The organism is Parageobacillus galactosidasius (assembly GCF_002217735.1).
GTDB lineage: Bacteria > Bacillota > Bacilli > Bacillales > Anoxybacillaceae > Parageobacillus_B > Parageobacillus_B toebii.
This window is the reverse complement of sequence record NZ_NDYL01000002.1, coordinates 1,835,672-1,851,869: the sequence shown is the minus strand read 5'-3', so window position 1 is coordinate 1,851,869 and position 16,198 is coordinate 1,835,672. Positions and strand designations below refer to the sequence as shown.

The window sequence follows — 16,198 nt, the reverse complement described above, 5'->3', positions numbered from 1 at the left end:
TCGCCAAACCGCGAAGTAATGGATGGAAAGAAAGGAGTGAAAAACGATGATGCCCATGCTGGGCCAACAGGCGTTAGTAAGCATTGTTGTCCATCTCGTGTTTATCGCCATTACGTGGTGGACATTACAAGGAGTTCGGCTCGAGATGATCATCAAACCAAACCGTGTATTTCAGGGACGATTGCTTTATATTTTATTGACGATTATGATCGGTTCGACGGTGGCCAACTTTTTTCTTGACTATTTATCATGGTCGAAACAACTCCCGTTTCTATTTGGAGGCGAGTAATGCCATATTACTCGCTTTTTTTTTTTTAACTGACAGCGCTTTCATTTTTGGTTATTGTCGATTTTTTTTATGTATGTTCACTTCCGATCTGGCAACAATAACAATTAAGGAGAGGAAGTGAAACGGATATGAAAAAAAGACAAGTGCGTCCATTCATTTTTTTATGGACATCATTATTTATCATGATTATTGGAATGTATCAATATTCATCCGGAGAAGCGATGGGGAACGAGTCCCTTCAGCCATTAAAAACGATCGCGCGCGTTTTAGAAGACAATGAAGTAGAAATTGAACAATGGACTGTTTACACAAGAGAGTATGCCCCGCATATTCGAAATGATGCAACTTTTTTTAAAAAGCTAGACGAACTCAAAAACGAAAACCGCGCCTTTCATTGGCATTTTGAGGCAAACCACCATATGAAAAAAGCAACGGGTATATACAACCGCCCCTTCTTTCAAGAAAAAATTCAACTCGTCATGACCGACACAAAGGACAAGCCCCAAACGTATATCCTCTATGAACTCAAAGGAGTAGGTTGGAGCAGAAAAATATGGGAAAAAATTGTCGAAACGATAGAGAAAAAGTCGAGCCAATTATTTGTGAAGCAGCCTACATTTTTCACTTGTATCAAAGGGGATTTCAGTGATAATATGGAAGGTGGTTTGTTCTACAATGCTTTACATCTTCTAAGAGAATTTCAAGCAACACCAGTTGAATCATTACAAGAAGAGTCATTTGTTTCCCTGTCTGCATATACTGGGCAGTGGGAATACGTTCTTCCAACTAGCAAACATCAGCCAATGAACATTCAACTTGCATTGCGAGAAAGATTGGGCGGGAAGACGGCTGTCGTCATTGGAACCCCAATCATTACGATTGAATATTAATATAGAGAAATTGGACGCGGAGGGGAATACCTTGGAAAAGATCATCGTCCGTGGCGGAAACCGGTTAAGCGGCACCGTAAAAGTAGAAGGAGCGAAAAATGCCGTTTTGCCTGTGATCGCCGCAACATTATTAGCCAGTAATGGGAAAAGTGTTATTCATGAAGTGCCTGCTCTTTCCGATGTATATACAATCAGTGAAGTACTGCGTTATTTAGGCGCGGATGTAAAAATAGAGGAAAATACGATCACTGTCGATGCGTCGCAAGAGCTAAAGTTCGAAGCGCCGTTTGAATATGTGCGTAAAATGCGGGCATCGGTGCTTGTGATGGGATCATTGCTTGCCCGAAATGGCCGCGCCCGCGTCGCGCTGCCAGGAGGCTGTGCGATCGGTTCGCGCCCGATTGACCAACATTTAAAAGGCTTTGAAGCGATGGGCGCCCACGTAAAAGTCGGAAACGGATTTATTGATGCCGAAGTAAAAGGAAGATTGCGCGGCGCAAAAATTTATTTAGATTTTCCAAGCGTTGGAGCAACAGAAAATATTATGATGGCCGCGGTATTAGCGGAAGGCACCACCATTATTGAAAACTGCGCCAAAGAACCGGAAATTGTCGATTTGGCAAACTTTTTAAATGCAATGGGAGCGAAAGTGCGCGGAGCTGGAACCGGCACGATTCGCATCGAAGGGGTAGACCAGCTGACTGGCACGACTCATACGGTTATTCCTGATCGCATCGAAGCAGGTACGTTTATGGTTGCTGCGGCAATTACAGGCGGAAACGTCCTTGTACAAGGTGCTGTTCCAGAACATTTAAGTTCCTTGATTGCCAAAATGGAAGAAATGGGTGTCACTATTATCGAAGAAGGAAATGGACTGCGGGTAATAGGTCCAGAAAAATTAAAAGCGGTGGACATTAAAACAATGCCGTATCCAGGTTTTCCAACGGATATGCAGTCACAAATGATGGCATTGCTGCTTAAAGCAGAAGGTACCAGTATGGTTACGGAAACGGTATTTGAAAACCGCTTTATGCATGTGGAAGAATTTCGCCGCATGAATGCCGACATTAAAATTGAAGGACGTTCTGTTATTATTAACGGTCCTTGCAATTTGCAAGGCGCGGAAGTAGCTGCTACCGATTTGCGGGCAGCGGCGGCGTTAATTTTAGCCGGCTTAGCGGCGGAAGGCTATACGCGCGTGACGGAATTAAGACACCTCGACCGCGGATATGTTCGCTTTCATGAGAAACTAGCGGCGCTTGGTGCCGACATCGAGCGTGTCAATGACGAAAGCGAAACGGCGGCAGAGGATGTAAAAGTGAAGGATCTCAACATATAAAAATAAAAACGACCGTCAACTACATATGTAGTGAATGGTCGTTTTTATTTTTTTGGCATTGGAAAAGCTGCCGCCATGCCCGAGCGATTCTTGCTTCATGCGCGCGCAAGAAAGCATCTCTGTATACGGCGAAAAATACACGTCCTATCAGATGCAAAGGAGCGAATGAAAAGAAGTTGTCATATATACTTGTCCGAGCCCATAACTATATAACGAACCAAAAGCACAAACCAAGTGTCCCTAAGTGCAAATATGCAAATAGCGCCTAACTGGGAACGGATATACGCTTGTGCTTGGAAAATGAATATTGGGGGCTCGGAGTATATGAAACGTATAAAACCACTTATCGCACTCCTTTCTTTTTTATTTGTCGTTGTATTGCTCATTCCAACAGTGCTAGTAATTCCATTTAACGACGGTGAAGTTGGGAAATTGGCTGAAGAGCTTCGCAAACAGGAGAAAGTGCCAAACGTAAAAGCAACCGAAAACGGACCGGCCGTGGAAGTAGCGGTATACCGCAGTAAAGAAAAGCGGATTGAACGGATTCCGCTTGAACAATATGTCATCGGCGTTGTCGCAGCGGAAATGCCGGCGGAATTTGAAATGGAAGCACTAAAAGCACAAGCGCTTACTGCCAGAACGTACATTGTCAAACAATTATTAAATGATCAACCAATCAGCCTGCCAAAAGGAGCGAATGTGACTGATACGGTCATGCATCAAGTGTACTACAGCAATGACGAATTAAAGCGTCTATGGGGAAGCGATTATGAATGGAAAATAAAAAAGATTACAGAAGCGGTACAAGCAACAAGCGGGCAAATTTTAACATACGACAATAAACCGATTGAAGCGTCGTTTTTTTCAACAAGCAACGGTTTTACCGAAAATTCCGAAGCGTATTGGCAAAACGAATTTCCATACTTAAAAAGCGTTGCTAGCCCGTGGGATAAAAAGTCGCCCAAATTCTATCACCAAAAGGTAATTTCGGTGGCGGAATTTGAACGAAAACTAGGTGTCAAACTTCCGCAAGACGGCTCGGTTGGCGTCATTTTATCGCGTACGCCGGGGAAACGTGTCGACGTTGTAGAGATTAACGGGAAAAAACTAAAAGGAAGAGAAGTACGAGAAAAATTAGATTTAACATCCACCGATTTTACATGGGTTCGAAAAGGCGATCAAATCGTCATCACGACAAAAGGATACGGGCATGGTGTCGGCATGAGCCAATACGGCGCCAATTTTATGGCGAAAGAAGGGAAGACATACGATCAAATCGTCAAATATTATTATCGGGGAGTGAAAATTTCTTCTGCGACCGCTTTTTTAAATAAGCTGACGGTGAAAAAATAGAGGCCGGGATGCCTCTATTTTTTTTGCATAAAATAACGTATTTTTTCAAAAAATAAATGAAAAAATTGTTTTTTCGTGTATATATTTTCCTCTTTCTGTTCAAAATGGTTGCTGAGGTGATGAACATGAGAGAGGAAGAAAAGAATCCAATTTCTCCAAAGAAACCAAGTTTACAACGTTTGTTCAGAAAGCGTTGGGTGTTTCCAGCTATCTATTTAACATGCGCCGCCCTCATTGTAGCAGGAGCGCTATGGTTCCAAAACAAACAGGACGAAAAAACTAAAAAAGACGAATACGAATACAGCCAAGCAGGTACTTCGCAACAAAATGAGCCGGCCGTTCCAGTCAACGAAGCGGTAGAAAAATTCACGATGCCGGTTCTTGATCCAAATTCCGTGGAAATCCAAAAACCGTTCTACGATTACCATGCGTCAAAAGAAGAACAGGAAGCAGCTCTTGTCTTTTATGATAATACGTATCATCCAAACCGCGGAATCGATATCGTGAGAAAGGACGGCAAAGCGTTTGATGTTACTGCTTCGTTAAGCGGTACAGTAACCAAAGCGGAAAAAGACCCGATTTTAGGTCATGTCGTGGAAATCGAGCATGAAAACGGCATCGTCACCGTTTACCAATCGCTTGCCGATGTGAAAGTGAAAGCTGGAGATACGGTAAAACAGGGACAAGTGATCGGAAAAGCAGGGCAAAGCCAATTTAACCAAGAAGCAGGCATTCATGCTCACTTTGAAATCCGCAAAGACAATAAGCCGGTCAACCCGATCGATTACATTGACCAACCGTTTACAGCGCTAACGGAACAAAAAGCTGGAAACGAAAACGCGACTGAACAAAACAATGCAACGTCAACCGATGAGCAAACAAAAGAAAACGAACAAACAACATCTGATGAACAAAGCCAGTTGAATGAAGAAACACCGTCAACGGAACAATCAACCGATGAAGAAACAACGACACCGAGCGATGAACAATCTTACAAAACGCCAGACGCCTCGATCGGCATGGCAAGAACGTAAACCATCGCCTGTTTCCTTCCTATTAGATGGAGGGAAGCAGGCAATTTTTTTATAGAACTATAAAAAAAGGAAAAACATTTCGGAAAGCGAATAATAGCGATAGATTCACTGGTATAGGGGGGAATGCAATGGACTATTTACACTATCCGTATCCGTCACAGCGGATGACGACGTTTGCGGCAAACGGCATGGTGGCGACATCACAGCCGCTCGCGGCGCAAGCGGGGCTAGAAATACTGAAAAAAGGCGGAAATGCCATCGATGCGGCGATTGCGGCCGCCGCGTGCTTAACGGTGGTGGAGCCAACATCCAACGGCATCGGCAGCGATGCGTTTGCGATCGTTTGGACGAACGGAAAGCTTTATGGGCTAAATGCAAGCGGGTACTCGCCGAAGTCGATTTCTATCGAAGCAGTAAAAGAGCGCGGATATAAAGAAATTCCAAAACACGGCTGGATTCCGGTCACCGTTCCTGGTGCGCCGGCGGCGTGGGCCGCGTTATCCGAACGATTCGGGAAGCTGCCGCTTACCGAGGTGTTAAAACCCGCCATTGACTACGCGGAAAACGGCTATCCGGTGTCCCCGACGTTAGGGAAGTACTGGCAGGCCGCATTTCAAACATATCAAAAAATGTTAAAAGGCCCGGAGTTTGCAAGCTGGTTTGAAACGTTCGCGCCAAACGGACGCGCTCCAAAAATCGGGGAAATATGGGCGTCCAAACATCATGCCAATACGCTTCGCCTCATTGCGGAAACGAATGCGGAAAGCTTTTACCGCGGCGAATTAGCGGAAAAAATCGCGGCCTATTCCAAACAATATAACGGCTTTTTAGACATCGATGATTTAGCGGAATATGAAGTGGAATGGGTCGAGCCGATTTCTGTTCATTACCGTGGTTATGACGTATGGGAAATCCCGCCGAACGGCCAAGGACTTGTCGCATTAATGGCATTAAACATCATGAAGGGATTCGACGTTCCGGAAGTTCCAACGATCGAGACATACCATCGGCAAATCGAAGCGATGAAGCTGGCGTTTGCCGACGGAAAGGCTTTTATTACCGACCGCCGTTATATGCAGCATCGCATCGAAGAATTATTGTCCGAATCGTTTGCTAAGGCGAGACGAGCGCTTATTGGCGAAGAAGCATTTCTTCCAAAGCCGGGAACGCCTCCAAAAGGAGGGACGGTCTATTTAGCAGCGGCGGATGGCGACGGCAATATGGTGTCGTTCATTCAAAGCAACTATATGGGATTTGGCTCCGGCCTTGTTGTGCCAGGCACCGGTATCGCACTGCAAAACCGCGGGCATAATTTTTCCTTTGATGAACATCATGTAAACCGGCTGGCCCCAAGGAAAAAACCGTACCACACGATCATTCCGGGGTTTTTAACCAAAGGGAACGAGCCGGTCGGACCGTTCGGCGTCATGGGCGCATTTATGCAGCCGCAAGGGCATTTGCAAGTCGTGATGAACATGATTGACTTCCATCTTAATCCGCAAGCGGCGCTCGATGCGCCAAGATGGCAATGGGTCGAAGGAAGAAAGGTGCTCGTCGAACCTCATTTCCCTCGCCATATTGCCGAAGCGCTGGCACGAAAAGGGCATGAAATCCATGTTTCCCTCGATTCCGGGACATTCGGGCGCGGTCAAATCATTTGGCGGAATCCGCGCACAGGAGTGCTCGCTGGCGGTACAGAGCCGCGCACGGATGGAACGATCGCCGCATGGTAAAAGAAATCATCTTAAAAACGAAACCTGCCTTGTTGGAAAGAGGCAGGTTTTTCCTATGATTATTCTACCGTAAACATAATCGTCGCTTTTGCGTTTGGCCAATTTTTATCCGCAAGCCACCATTCGAGCTTGTAATTTCCTTTTGGCAAATCGGCAAACGTTTCGGTAAAAACGAGCGCTTCTCCTTGTTTTAACGGACGTTCTTCATAAATTTGCGTAAACATTTTCCCTTCGCTGAACTGTTTCACTTTTTTGCCGTCGCGGTACAAAATGTAATCATATTTTTTTCCGCTCGTAAACGTCACTGTTTGCACGCGATTGGTTTGATTTTTTACCGTAAACGTCACCATGTAATTTCCATCTTTTTTCTCATACGTTAATGAAGGTTTGAGCGTCCCATTGCTCATCCCTCGCTCTACTTGCGATTTTGCTTGCGAAGCCTCATCTTTTGCCTTTGGCCGTTCTCCTCCATTGTTGGAAAAAAGCATACCGATTGCCGCCACCCCCACAGCGATGCCCGCTAGCCCGATCATCCGTCCTTTTCCCATAAAGCTCACTCCTTTCTATATATAGTCGTCCCCATTTTTCATCTTGTTACAAGAAACGAAAAAAATTATGAAAAAATCCTTGTCCTCCTTGATATTTCTGGCATATATGCCCGATTTGTCTAATAAACTGTTACAAATTGAACAACAACGAGAGTGTTTGAGGTGGGGATCGTTCATAACAGCACGGATACAAGCTCTAGATATTTTCGAAATGCACAAGCAGAAGTGGTTTTCATCATCCACGAGGCGAGTCTCATTTCACACTCCTCACATCCAACTTAGGGAGGGCGAGTGGTGTGCACGATTACATCAAAGAGCGTACTATCAAGATTGGAAAGTACATCGTGGAGACGAGGAAAACCGTTCGCGTGATCGCGAAAGAATTCGGGGTTTCCAAAAGTACGGTTCACAAAGATTTAACAGAGCGGCTCCCTGAAATTAATCCGGAGCTGGCACAGGAAGTCAAACAAATTCTCGATTACCATAAATCGATTCGCCATTTGCGCGGGGGGGAAGCGACAAAGAAAAAATATAAAAAACAAGCCGTGAAAAATAACTAAGAAGTTTTCTTCCTTGCGCCATACCTTCGTAACAAAAATAGTATGATTCTCCTAATAGAATATGGTAAAATAACCAATTAGGAGTGATTCGAGGGTAAAGGCAAGGAGGATCATATATGTTCTCGAGGGATATTGGGATTGACCTTGGCACGGCGAACGTACTCATTTTTGTCAAGGGAAAAGGAATCGTGTTAAATGAGCCGTCCGTTGTCGCGATTGATAAAAATACAAACAAGGTGCTGGCTGTCGGCGAAGAAGCGAGACGAATGGTAGGACGTACTCCTGGGAATATCGTTGCCATTCGGCCGCTAAAAGATGGAGTAATCGCCGATTTCGACATCACGGAAGCGATGTTGAAATACTTCTTAAACAAGCTCAACGTCAAAGGCTTTTTCGCCAAACCGCGCATTTTAATTTGTTGCCCGTCGAATACGACATCGGTGGAACGGAAAGCGATCAAAGAGGCAGCGGAAAAAAGCGGCGGCAAAAAAATTTACTTAGAAGAAGAGCCAAAAGTAGCGGCCATTGGCGCGGGAATGGATATTTTCCAGCCATATGGGAATATGGTAGTCGATATTGGCGGTGGCACAACTGATGTGGCAGTCCTCTCAATGGGAGACATTGTCACCGCCTCCTCCATTAAAATGGCTGGGGACAAGTTTGACATGGAAATTTTGCATTACATCAAGCGGGAATATAAGCTGTTAATTGGGGAACGAACCGCAGAAGAAATTAAAATCAAAGTTGCAACTGTATTCCCAGGCGCACGTGATGAGGAAATTGACGTCCGGGGCCGCGATCTTGTCACAGGCTTGCCGCGCACGATCACGATCCGCTCTGGGGAAATTGAAAAAGCGCTGCGTGAATCGGTCGCGATGATTGTACAAGCTGCCAAAAGCGTATTAGAGCGCACCCCACCAGAATTGTCGGCCGATATTATTGACCGCGGCATTATTTTAACGGGCGGCGGCGCGCTGTTGCACGGCATTGACCAATTGCTTGCCGAGGAACTAAAAGTACCTGTGCTTATCGCGGAAAATCCGATGGATTGCGTTGCGCTCGGAACGGGGCTCATGCTTGAAAACATCGACCGCGCGCCAAAGCAAAGTTTTGCGTAATTTTTTTGATGAACAAAGCGAATAGATGCCGTTAGGAATTGGTACCTATTCGCTTTTTTCGCCTCACTGTCTTATAATGGTAATATATGACTACATGCGAGGTGACATCCCTTGTTGCGAGGGTTTTATACAGCGGCCAGCGGCATGATGGCCCAGCAGCGCCGCATCGAAATGTGGACAAACAATATCGCCAACGCCAATACACCTGGATACAAGTCTGACCAGGCGGCATTGCGCGCATTTCCGGAACTGCTTCTTTCGCGATTGGACAAGGCAACCGTGCCAACGAAAACGCCGCGTTCATTTCCGTTGCAGCCAACGATTGGTTCGATCAACACAGGCGTCTATATGCAAGAACTCATCCCGAATTTCCGCCAAGGCGATATAAAAGAAACCGGACAGCCAACCGACATTGCGCTGATCAACGGGACGCTTCCTGTTGATGCGGAAACGGGGAAGGAAGGAACGCTGTTTTTCATCGTGCAAAACGAAAACGGTGACATCCGCTATACGAGAAACGGCAATTTCACCTTGAATCCACAAGGCTTTTTAACGACCAATGACGGCTGGTACGTATTAGATGAAAACGGGCGGCGCATCGAGCTTCCAAGCACGAATTTTGCCGTGAACGCCGACGGAACGATTGTCGCAAACAATAACCGCATCGCAAGAATAAACATCGCTTTTGCGGCGAATCCAAATACGCTTGTCAAAGAAGGAAACGGCTTATTCCGCAGCGAAAACGGCGTCTTGCCGAGCGCACTTGGCAACCCGAACATTACATACACGCTGAAACAAGGCTTTTTAGAACGGGCAAACGTAGACCTCAACCGCGCGATGACGGAAATGCTTTCTGCATACCGCGCTTTTGAAGCAAACCAAAAAATCGTACAAGCTTATGATCGAAGCATGGATAAAGCCGTGAACGAAATCGGGCGGCTCAAATAACGAGTAGGGGGATCAATACGTGTTACGTTCGATGATTACCGCTGCCAATACGATGGCGCAGCTCGGGCAGCAGCTCGACGTCATTAGCAACAACATCGCCAACAGCAACACAACCGGATTTAAACGGCGCGAAACGAACTTCGGCGAACTGCTTGCCCAACAATTTACGAATTTACCAAATGACAAGGCCACTCGCCTTACCCCAAACGGCGTACGGTACGGCGTCGGCGCGCGCCTTGCCGAAACAAACCTCGTGCTTGCACAAGGGGCGCTGACGAAAACGGACCGCGCCTTAGACGTTGCCCTTGCAAAAGAAGGACAATTTTTCCGCGTCCTCGTCCAAGGAGAAAATGGCGCGCAAAAAATCGGCTATACAAGATCTGGCGCATTTTATTTAACTCCGTCCGCTGAAAATCCAAATGAGCTGATGCTGGTCACAAGCGATGGCCATCCAGTGCTTGACGAAAACAATGCGCCGATTTTGCTTCCGGAAGGCTTTAAAAACATTGCAATTTCCAATAATGGCACCATTACCGCTGTCGCTTCCGACGGCCGTGTGATGAGAAGAGCCAATATCGGCATTACAACGATATTGCGGCCGCAGCTGTTGCAATCGGTCGGCGATAATATATTTACCCTCCCGGATTTAAACGCGCTGAACGTCAATGAAACCGATGTCGCAGTGAACATGATCGGCAATTTGCGCAATCAAATCAGCATGACGCAGGGCGCTCTCGAACAATCGAACGTCGACCTTGGCACGGAATTAACCGATATGATGATCACGGAGCGCTCGTACCAATTGAATGCCCGCGCGATTTCCCTTTCCGACCAAATGCTTGGTTTAATTAACGGAATCCGTTCATCATAAGGGGACATTTATATGAATGAACAACACCAAGAAGGAAAACAAGAGCATAAAGAAGAAGCGAAGACAGAGCACCGCCGCAAATTTCAGCGCACCCGCCTCATTCCGATTTGGCTTCGCCTCGTGATCGTTTTTGTCCTGATGACGGTGAGTCTTGCCGCTGGCGCGATGATCGGCTATGGCGTGATCGGCGACGGCAGCCCGTTTGATGTCTTTAAACGCTCGACATGGCAGCACATCATCGATTTTGTCGAGAAGCAATAACAAGGCGAACATAGAAAGGAGACTATGTATGCTTGACATCCAACAAATTCAAGCGATCATTCCGCACCGCTATCCGTTTTTATTAGTGGACCGCATCTTGGAAATCGAAGAAGGAAAACGCGCCGTCGGCATCAAAAACGTCAGCGCCAACGAATCATTTTTCGTCGGCCATTTTCCGGAATATCCGGTCATGCCTGGCGTCTTAATCGTTGAGGCATTGGCGCAAGTCGGCGCGGTCGCGATGCTGAAAAAAGAAGAAAACCGCGGACGCCTCGCCTTTTTCACCGGCATCGACAACTGCCGCTTTAAAAAGCAAGTAAAACCAGGCGACCAGCTTCGCCTTGAAGTCGAAATCATCCGCGCCAAAGGCCCGATCGGAAAAGGAAAAGGTGTCGCAACAGTTGATGGTGAACTTGTTTGCGAAACGGAAATTATGTTCGCCCTTGGCGACAAGAAAAACGACTGATGCCTCGCTCTCCTTTCGGCAGCGAAAGGAGAGCCTATTTTGTTTGTCCGGGAAAGCTGATTTTTGTGGTAAAATGGACGTCAAGAAGGAGGTGAGGAGACGGTGGAGCGGCTGATGGAACAAATTCTTTTTGAGTTGAAAGAAATGCGTGTGGATCTAAACGAAGTGAAGCAAGGCCAAAAGCAATTAGAATCGGACATTCGCGAGCTGTGCGCAGGCCAAGAGCAATTAGAATCGGACATTCGCGAGCTGCGCGCAGGCCAAAAGCAATTAGAATCGGACATTCGCGAGCTGCGCGCAGGCCAAAAGCAATTAGAATCGGACATTCGCGAGCTACGCGCAGGCCAAGAGCAATTAGAATCGGACATTCGCGAGCTGCGCGCAGGCCAAGAGCAATTAGAATCGGACATTCGCGAGCTGCGCGCAGGCCAAGAGCAATTAGAATCGGACATTCGCGAGCTGCGCGCAGGCCAAAAGCAATTAGAATCGGACATTCACGAGCTTCGCGCAGGCCAAGAGCAGCTGGAATCGGATGTACGTGAACTTCACTTAGGCCAACAACAGCTAAAGTCCGATGTTCGCACGTTGCAGAAGGCGGTTGCTGAACTCCAGGAGGGGCAAGTGCGGGTCGAACAAACCATCGACAAACTTTCTCAAAGTATCATTGACAACTTAGCTCCTTATTTTGACACAATTACCCACCATATCGATGAACGATATGAAGAAATAAACGAGAAATTACAGCGCCACGACCGGATGATCGAAACCCTCTCCTATCGTTCCCTCGCGCAAGAAACCGAACTCAAAGACTTCAAACGAATGATACAAAATTCCTCATAAAATGCATGAATTTCTCCTTTCTGGGAAACATAAGCAAGGACCGGTCTTTACATAAGGTCAACAACATTCCCAGAAAGGAGAAGAACCGATGAAGAAAAAGTGGCTTTTATTCAAACTGTTCAGCGCTTTCGTCGCCCTATTCATTGCGGCTGGCTGCAATGGTGACAATGACAACGACAATCCGCCGCCGCCAAACAACAACGTGGATCAAAATGACAATAACAACATCAACGATCGGGACATGAACCCAGCGGACGACATCAATCAAGACGATGACGCGAACAACAATATGAACAATAACGGCGATCTCAATGACAATAAAAATGATCAATTGCCGCCAGGCGACGATACGAACAACACACCAGGCGATGATGAAAACGATAACGTTCCGGACCGTGAAGACCCAATCGAAGACCCGCAAGATACACACGATAAAGACAATAAAGACGAATAATGAAACAAGGTTGCCCTACAAGCAAGGGGCAACCTTATTTTATTTATGCGAAGTCGCGATTTTGTCAGCGGACGACCAAGCTATAACCATATTGTGAACGCTTTCTTAGTTACAGAGGAAAAATGTTGCCTAGATATATCTATCCTTATCGTTTATAATGGTTACGGTATGATATTTGTTAGACGACAAGGGATTTATTTCTAGGAGGTATAATCATCATTATGGAAGAAACCATCAGCCTGCGCGAACTGTTCGAAACATTGCGGAAACGTTTAATGCTTATCGTACTCATTACTGCCTTAGCGACAATTATAAGCGGCGTAGTCAGCTACTTTTTTTTAACGCCGATTTATCAAGCATCGACACAAATTTTAGTCAACCAGGCAAAATCGGAACAACAGTTATACAATTATAACGAAATTCAAACGAACTTGCAGTTGATTAATACGTATAGCGTCATTATAAAAAGCCCGACAATTCTCGAAAAAGTAAAAGAAGAATTAAACTTGGACCGCACGGTGGATGAGCTCAACGAACAAATCCAAGTTTCAAGTGAAAAAGATTCGCAAGTATTCTCGGTGACCGTTCAAGACCCGGATCCTGCCATGGCCGCCAAAATCGCCAACAAAACGGCAGACGTCTTTAAAAACGAAATCGTCAAAATTATGAATATCGACAACGTAAGCATACTCTCTAAAGCAGAGGTAAAAGAAAATCAAGAACCTGTTAAACCGAAACCATTATTAAATATGGCGATTGCCTTTGTTGTTGGATTGATGACAGGCGTTGGACTTGCCTTTCTACTAGAATACTTAGATAACACGATTAAAACCGAAACAGATGTCGAAAAACATCTTGGACTGCCAGTGCTCGGTGCAGTAAGCGTCATTTCGACGGAAGAATCGAGAAAAGCGAAAAAACAAGTAAGCATGGTGAAAACAAGAGGTGAAACCATTGGCTCGTAGAGATCGGAAAAAAATACAAAAAATAGAGCGAAGTTTAATTACGATGGAAGACCCGAAATCGCCAATTTCGGAACAATACCGGACGATTCGGACGAACGTGCAATTCTCGTTTGTCGACAAAACGATGCGTTCCCTAATGGTCACTTCGGCAGGTCCTGGGGAAGGAAAATCAACGACGACGGCAAACTTAGCGATCGTCTTCGCTCAACAAGGAAAAAAAGTGTTATTAATTGACGCCGATTTACGCAAGCCGACGGTGCATTACACGTTTCGCTTAAACAACTATACGGGGTTAACCAACGTACTAACCAACTCCGCGCCGTTATTGCCGTCATGTCAAGAAACGAGTGTAGAAAATTTATATGTTCTTACATCCGGTCCCATTCCGCCAAACCCAGCGGAGCTTCTGAGCTCCAAGACGATGGAACAATGCATACAACAACTGTATAACGAATTTGACTTGCTCATTTTTGATACGCCACCGGTGTTGGCGGTGACGGACTCGCAAATTTTAGCGAATCAATGCGATGGGACAATATTGGTCATCGAAAGCGGCGGAACGGAAATCGAGGCTGCCGTAAAAGCGAAGGAACTATTGGAAGCGGCCAACGCGAAACTGCTTGGCGTTGTGCTGAACAAACGGAAACACCGCGAAGGAGGCTACTACTATTACTATCGATATAAATAAGGAAGGGAGGCTTCCCGATGATGGGAAGCCTTCGATATGGTGCATAGAGGGTGAGAGTGATCGTGAAAAATTTTCTCTTAACGGTGTTGCTTTTGGTAAGCTGCGTGTCATTTATTATAGCGGGGCAGCTGTATTGGCAGAAAAAAATTGATGACACGGTGAAGCAGGCGATGGCCGAAGCACCCAAGCAAGAAGCAATCGAAAATGAAAGCAAGCTGATGAAATATGCAGCTCAGCTGCCTTCCGAAGTGCAAAACAAGATCAAAAATGCGATCCATACAAACCACCCGGTGCGGCTTGTCATTGTCGGTTCACAAGCAATTTCTTCTTCCGAGAAAAGCTGGCCGGCTTTGTTTAAAAACGAATTGGAATCTACATACGGTCAACAAGTATTCGAAGTGGTCGTCAAAGAATATGGAGATATGACAACGAAAGAAGCATTAGAGGCGAATGTAGACAAAGAAATCATCGATGCGAAGCCAGATATTTTGTTATGGGAGTCGTTTTTATTAAACAATAACGGTGTCATCGAAATCGAAGATACGCTGCAACAGATTGACACCATCATCCAAAACATCCAATCCGCATTGCCGGATGTGACGGTGATGCTGCAGCCGCCGCATCCGATTTATAACGCTACATATTACCCAATCCAAGTGGAAGAGCTTAAAACGTTCGCGAAAGAAAAAGGATACACTTACTTAGACCATTGGAAAGCGTGGCCGGATTACAAAAGCGAAGAGCTCAACGATGTTGTCAATGAAAACACAGACTTGCCAAATGAACGAGGCCACCAGCTATGGGCGGACTTTTTGATCGACTATTTTATCGCCAAATAAGAAAGCGCACCACACTTTCATGCGGTGCGCTTTCCTTATTACGATGCTGTTTTCAATTCCAAATGCTCTTTCAATTTGTTGGAAACCGCCAGTCTCTCTTCTTCCGGGACAATCAAGTAATAAGTACCGTTAATTGTCGTCCCTTTTCCAGTAATATGAAGCTGCTCAATATGGTGGCGGGCCTCTTTGTAGTTCGCTTGAATCTCCTGCATTTCATCAAACGTTAAGTTTGTTTTCATGTTTTTCCCGATTGCCGTTAACACCTCATCATAATTTGTAAGGGAAGAAAAGCTTGCCCCTTTTTGAATAATTGCTTCGATAATTTGCTTTTGCCGGTCTTGGCGGCCAAAATCGCCGCGCGGGTCGCTTTTGCGCATGCGCGAATATTTCAACGCTTTCTCCCCGTTTAACGTAATTTCTCCTTTCGGGAACGTCACCCCTTCATACGTAAACGCAAACGGGTTGTTTACCGTCACACCGCCGACCGCATCGACAATATCGCGAAAGCTTTCCATGTTGACTTTAATATAATAGTCAATCGGAATATCTAAGAAATGTTCGACGGTCGCCATTGTCATCTCTACGCCGCCAAACGCATACGAGTGATTGATTTTATCTTTTTTGCCTTTTCCGATGATTTCCGTGCGTGTATCGCGCGGAATACTGACCATTTTTATTGATTTTTTATTCGGATTGACCGTCATCACAATTAACGAATCAGCGCGGCCTCGATCTCCTTTTCGCTCATCGACGCCAATTAACAAAATGGAAATTGGTGTTTTCTCCTTAAATGATACTTCGTCATCCCGCTTATCGGATTTCCAGTCTACATTTTCATACATTTGATTTGCTGTTTGTTTCACATGGTGATAGATCGAATAAGCGTATGCTCCAATACCGATGAGAAGGACAGCGACAATCCCGCCAACCCAGCGCAGCCATTTTTTCTTTTTTCGACGTTTTGCTCTCATGTATAACCTTCCTTTAGTTATATAATTTTTT

19 protein-coding genes are annotated in these 16,198 nt (G+C 45.7%); 17 read left to right on the top strand and 2 right to left on the bottom strand.

Going from position 1 to position 16,198, the window contains the following annotated elements; genetic code table 11:
• Positions 1-46 precede the first annotated feature (46 nt).
• From B9L23_RS18935 to B9L23_RS18910, 6 genes are all read left to right on the top strand, one after another.
• Positions 47-289 (top strand): DUF1146 family protein, encoded by a 243-nt coding sequence (locus tag B9L23_RS18935; RefSeq protein WP_015865297.1) that lies wholly within the window; start codon positions 47-49, stop codon positions 287-289.
• 128 nt (positions 290-417) lie between these two features.
• Positions 418-1,179, top strand: a complete 762-nt coding sequence (locus B9L23_RS18930; protein WP_062678116.1) for a YwmB family TATA-box binding protein — start codon at positions 418-420, stop codon at positions 1,177-1,179.
• 31 nt (positions 1,180-1,210) lie between these two features.
• Positions 1,211-2,518, top strand: coding sequence for a UDP-N-acetylglucosamine 1-carboxyvinyltransferase (murA, locus tag B9L23_RS18925; RefSeq protein ID WP_062678115.1), 1,308 nt, complete (start codon positions 1,211-1,213; stop codon positions 2,516-2,518).
• Between the two features lie 324 nt (positions 2,519-2,842).
• Positions 2,843-3,871, top strand: coding sequence for a stage II sporulation protein D (spoIID, locus tag B9L23_RS18920; RefSeq protein ID WP_062678114.1), 1,029 nt, complete (start codon positions 2,843-2,845; stop codon positions 3,869-3,871).
• Positions 3,872-3,996: 125 nt separating this feature from the next.
• Positions 3,997-4,905, top strand: a complete 909-nt coding sequence (gene spoIIQ, locus B9L23_RS18915; RefSeq protein ID WP_015865293.1) for a stage II sporulation protein SpoIIQ — start codon at positions 3,997-3,999, stop codon at positions 4,903-4,905.
• 128 nt (positions 4,906-5,033) lie between these two features.
• On the top strand, positions 5,034-6,638 hold the full coding sequence (locus tag B9L23_RS18910) for a gamma-glutamyltransferase family protein (RefSeq protein WP_089098247.1): 1,605 nt from the start codon (positions 5,034-5,036) through the stop codon (positions 6,636-6,638).
• Between the two features lie 59 nt (positions 6,639-6,697).
• Here the strand turns inward: B9L23_RS18910 and B9L23_RS18905 are convergent, their stop codons facing one another.
• Entirely contained in the window at positions 6,698-7,186 is a 489-nt protein-coding gene (locus B9L23_RS18905; protein WP_089098246.1) for a BsuPI-related putative proteinase inhibitor, read from the bottom strand.
• 296 nt (positions 7,187-7,482) lie between these two features.
• Here B9L23_RS18905 and spoIIID point away from each other — a divergent pair, with 296 nt between their 5' ends.
• The 11 genes from spoIIID (at position 7,483) to B9L23_RS18850 (ending at position 15,196) form a co-directional block, all read left to right on the top strand.
• On the top strand, positions 7,483-7,746 hold the full coding sequence (gene spoIIID / locus B9L23_RS18900) for a sporulation transcriptional regulator SpoIIID (RefSeq protein WP_008880665.1): 264 nt from the start codon (positions 7,483-7,485) through the stop codon (positions 7,744-7,746).
• Positions 7,747-7,862: 116 nt separating this feature from the next.
• Positions 7,863-8,864: a rod shape-determining protein gene (gene mreB / locus B9L23_RS18895; protein ID WP_015865290.1), complete on the top strand. Its 1,002-nt coding sequence runs from the start codon at positions 7,863-7,865 to the stop codon at positions 8,862-8,864.
• A gap of 111 nt (positions 8,865-8,975) precedes the next feature.
• Positions 8,976-9,812: a flagellar hook-basal body protein gene (locus tag B9L23_RS18890; protein ID WP_089098245.1), complete on the top strand. Its 837-nt coding sequence runs from the start codon at positions 8,976-8,978 to the stop codon at positions 9,810-9,812.
• 19 nt (positions 9,813-9,831) lie between these two features.
• Positions 9,832-10,683 carry a flagellar hook-basal body protein gene (locus tag B9L23_RS18885; RefSeq protein WP_169712584.1) on the top strand — a complete coding sequence of 284 codons (852 nt, stop codon included), beginning with the start codon at positions 9,832-9,834 and terminating at the stop codon, positions 10,681-10,683.
• 12 nt (positions 10,684-10,695) lie between these two features.
• Positions 10,696-10,944 carry a DNA-directed RNA polymerase subunit beta gene (locus B9L23_RS18880; protein ID WP_089098244.1) on the top strand — a complete coding sequence of 83 codons (249 nt, stop codon included), beginning with the start codon at positions 10,696-10,698 and terminating at the stop codon, positions 10,942-10,944.
• A gap of 28 nt (positions 10,945-10,972) precedes the next feature.
• Positions 10,973-11,410 (top strand): 3-hydroxyacyl-ACP dehydratase FabZ, encoded by a 438-nt coding sequence (fabZ, locus tag B9L23_RS18875; protein ID WP_015865286.1) that lies wholly within the window; start codon positions 10,973-10,975, stop codon positions 11,408-11,410.
• A 102-nt stretch (positions 11,411-11,512) separates the two neighbouring features.
• A complete protein-coding gene (locus tag B9L23_RS18870) occupies positions 11,513-12,250 on the top strand; it encodes a hypothetical protein (RefSeq protein ID WP_089098243.1) in 738 nt (245 codons plus the stop codon).
• A gap of 88 nt (positions 12,251-12,338) precedes the next feature.
• Complete coding sequence (locus tag B9L23_RS18865; protein WP_089098242.1) at positions 12,339-12,704, top strand: hypothetical protein; 366 nt, start codon at positions 12,339-12,341, stop codon at positions 12,702-12,704.
• Between the two features lie 221 nt (positions 12,705-12,925).
• A complete protein-coding gene (locus B9L23_RS18860; RefSeq protein WP_089098241.1) occupies positions 12,926-13,669 on the top strand; it encodes a YveK family protein in 744 nt (247 codons plus the stop codon).
• Complete coding sequence (locus B9L23_RS18855) at positions 13,659-14,357, top strand: CpsD/CapB family tyrosine-protein kinase (RefSeq protein ID WP_089098240.1); 699 nt, start codon at positions 13,659-13,661, stop codon at positions 14,355-14,357. Before B9L23_RS18860 ends, B9L23_RS18855 begins: the two co-directional genes overlap by 11 nt.
• Positions 14,358-14,419: 62 nt before the next feature.
• Positions 14,420-15,196: an SGNH/GDSL hydrolase family protein gene (locus tag B9L23_RS18850; RefSeq protein ID WP_245842471.1), complete on the top strand. Its 777-nt coding sequence runs from the start codon at positions 14,420-14,422 to the stop codon at positions 15,194-15,196.
• Between the two features lie 38 nt (positions 15,197-15,234).
• On the opposite strand, the gene tagU is transcribed toward B9L23_RS18850, so the two are convergent.
• Positions 15,235-16,167, bottom strand: a complete 933-nt coding sequence (gene tagU / locus B9L23_RS18845) for a polyisoprenyl-teichoic acid--peptidoglycan teichoic acid transferase TagU (RefSeq protein ID WP_089098238.1) — start codon at positions 16,165-16,167, stop codon at positions 15,235-15,237.
• Positions 16,168-16,198 lie beyond the last annotated feature (31 nt).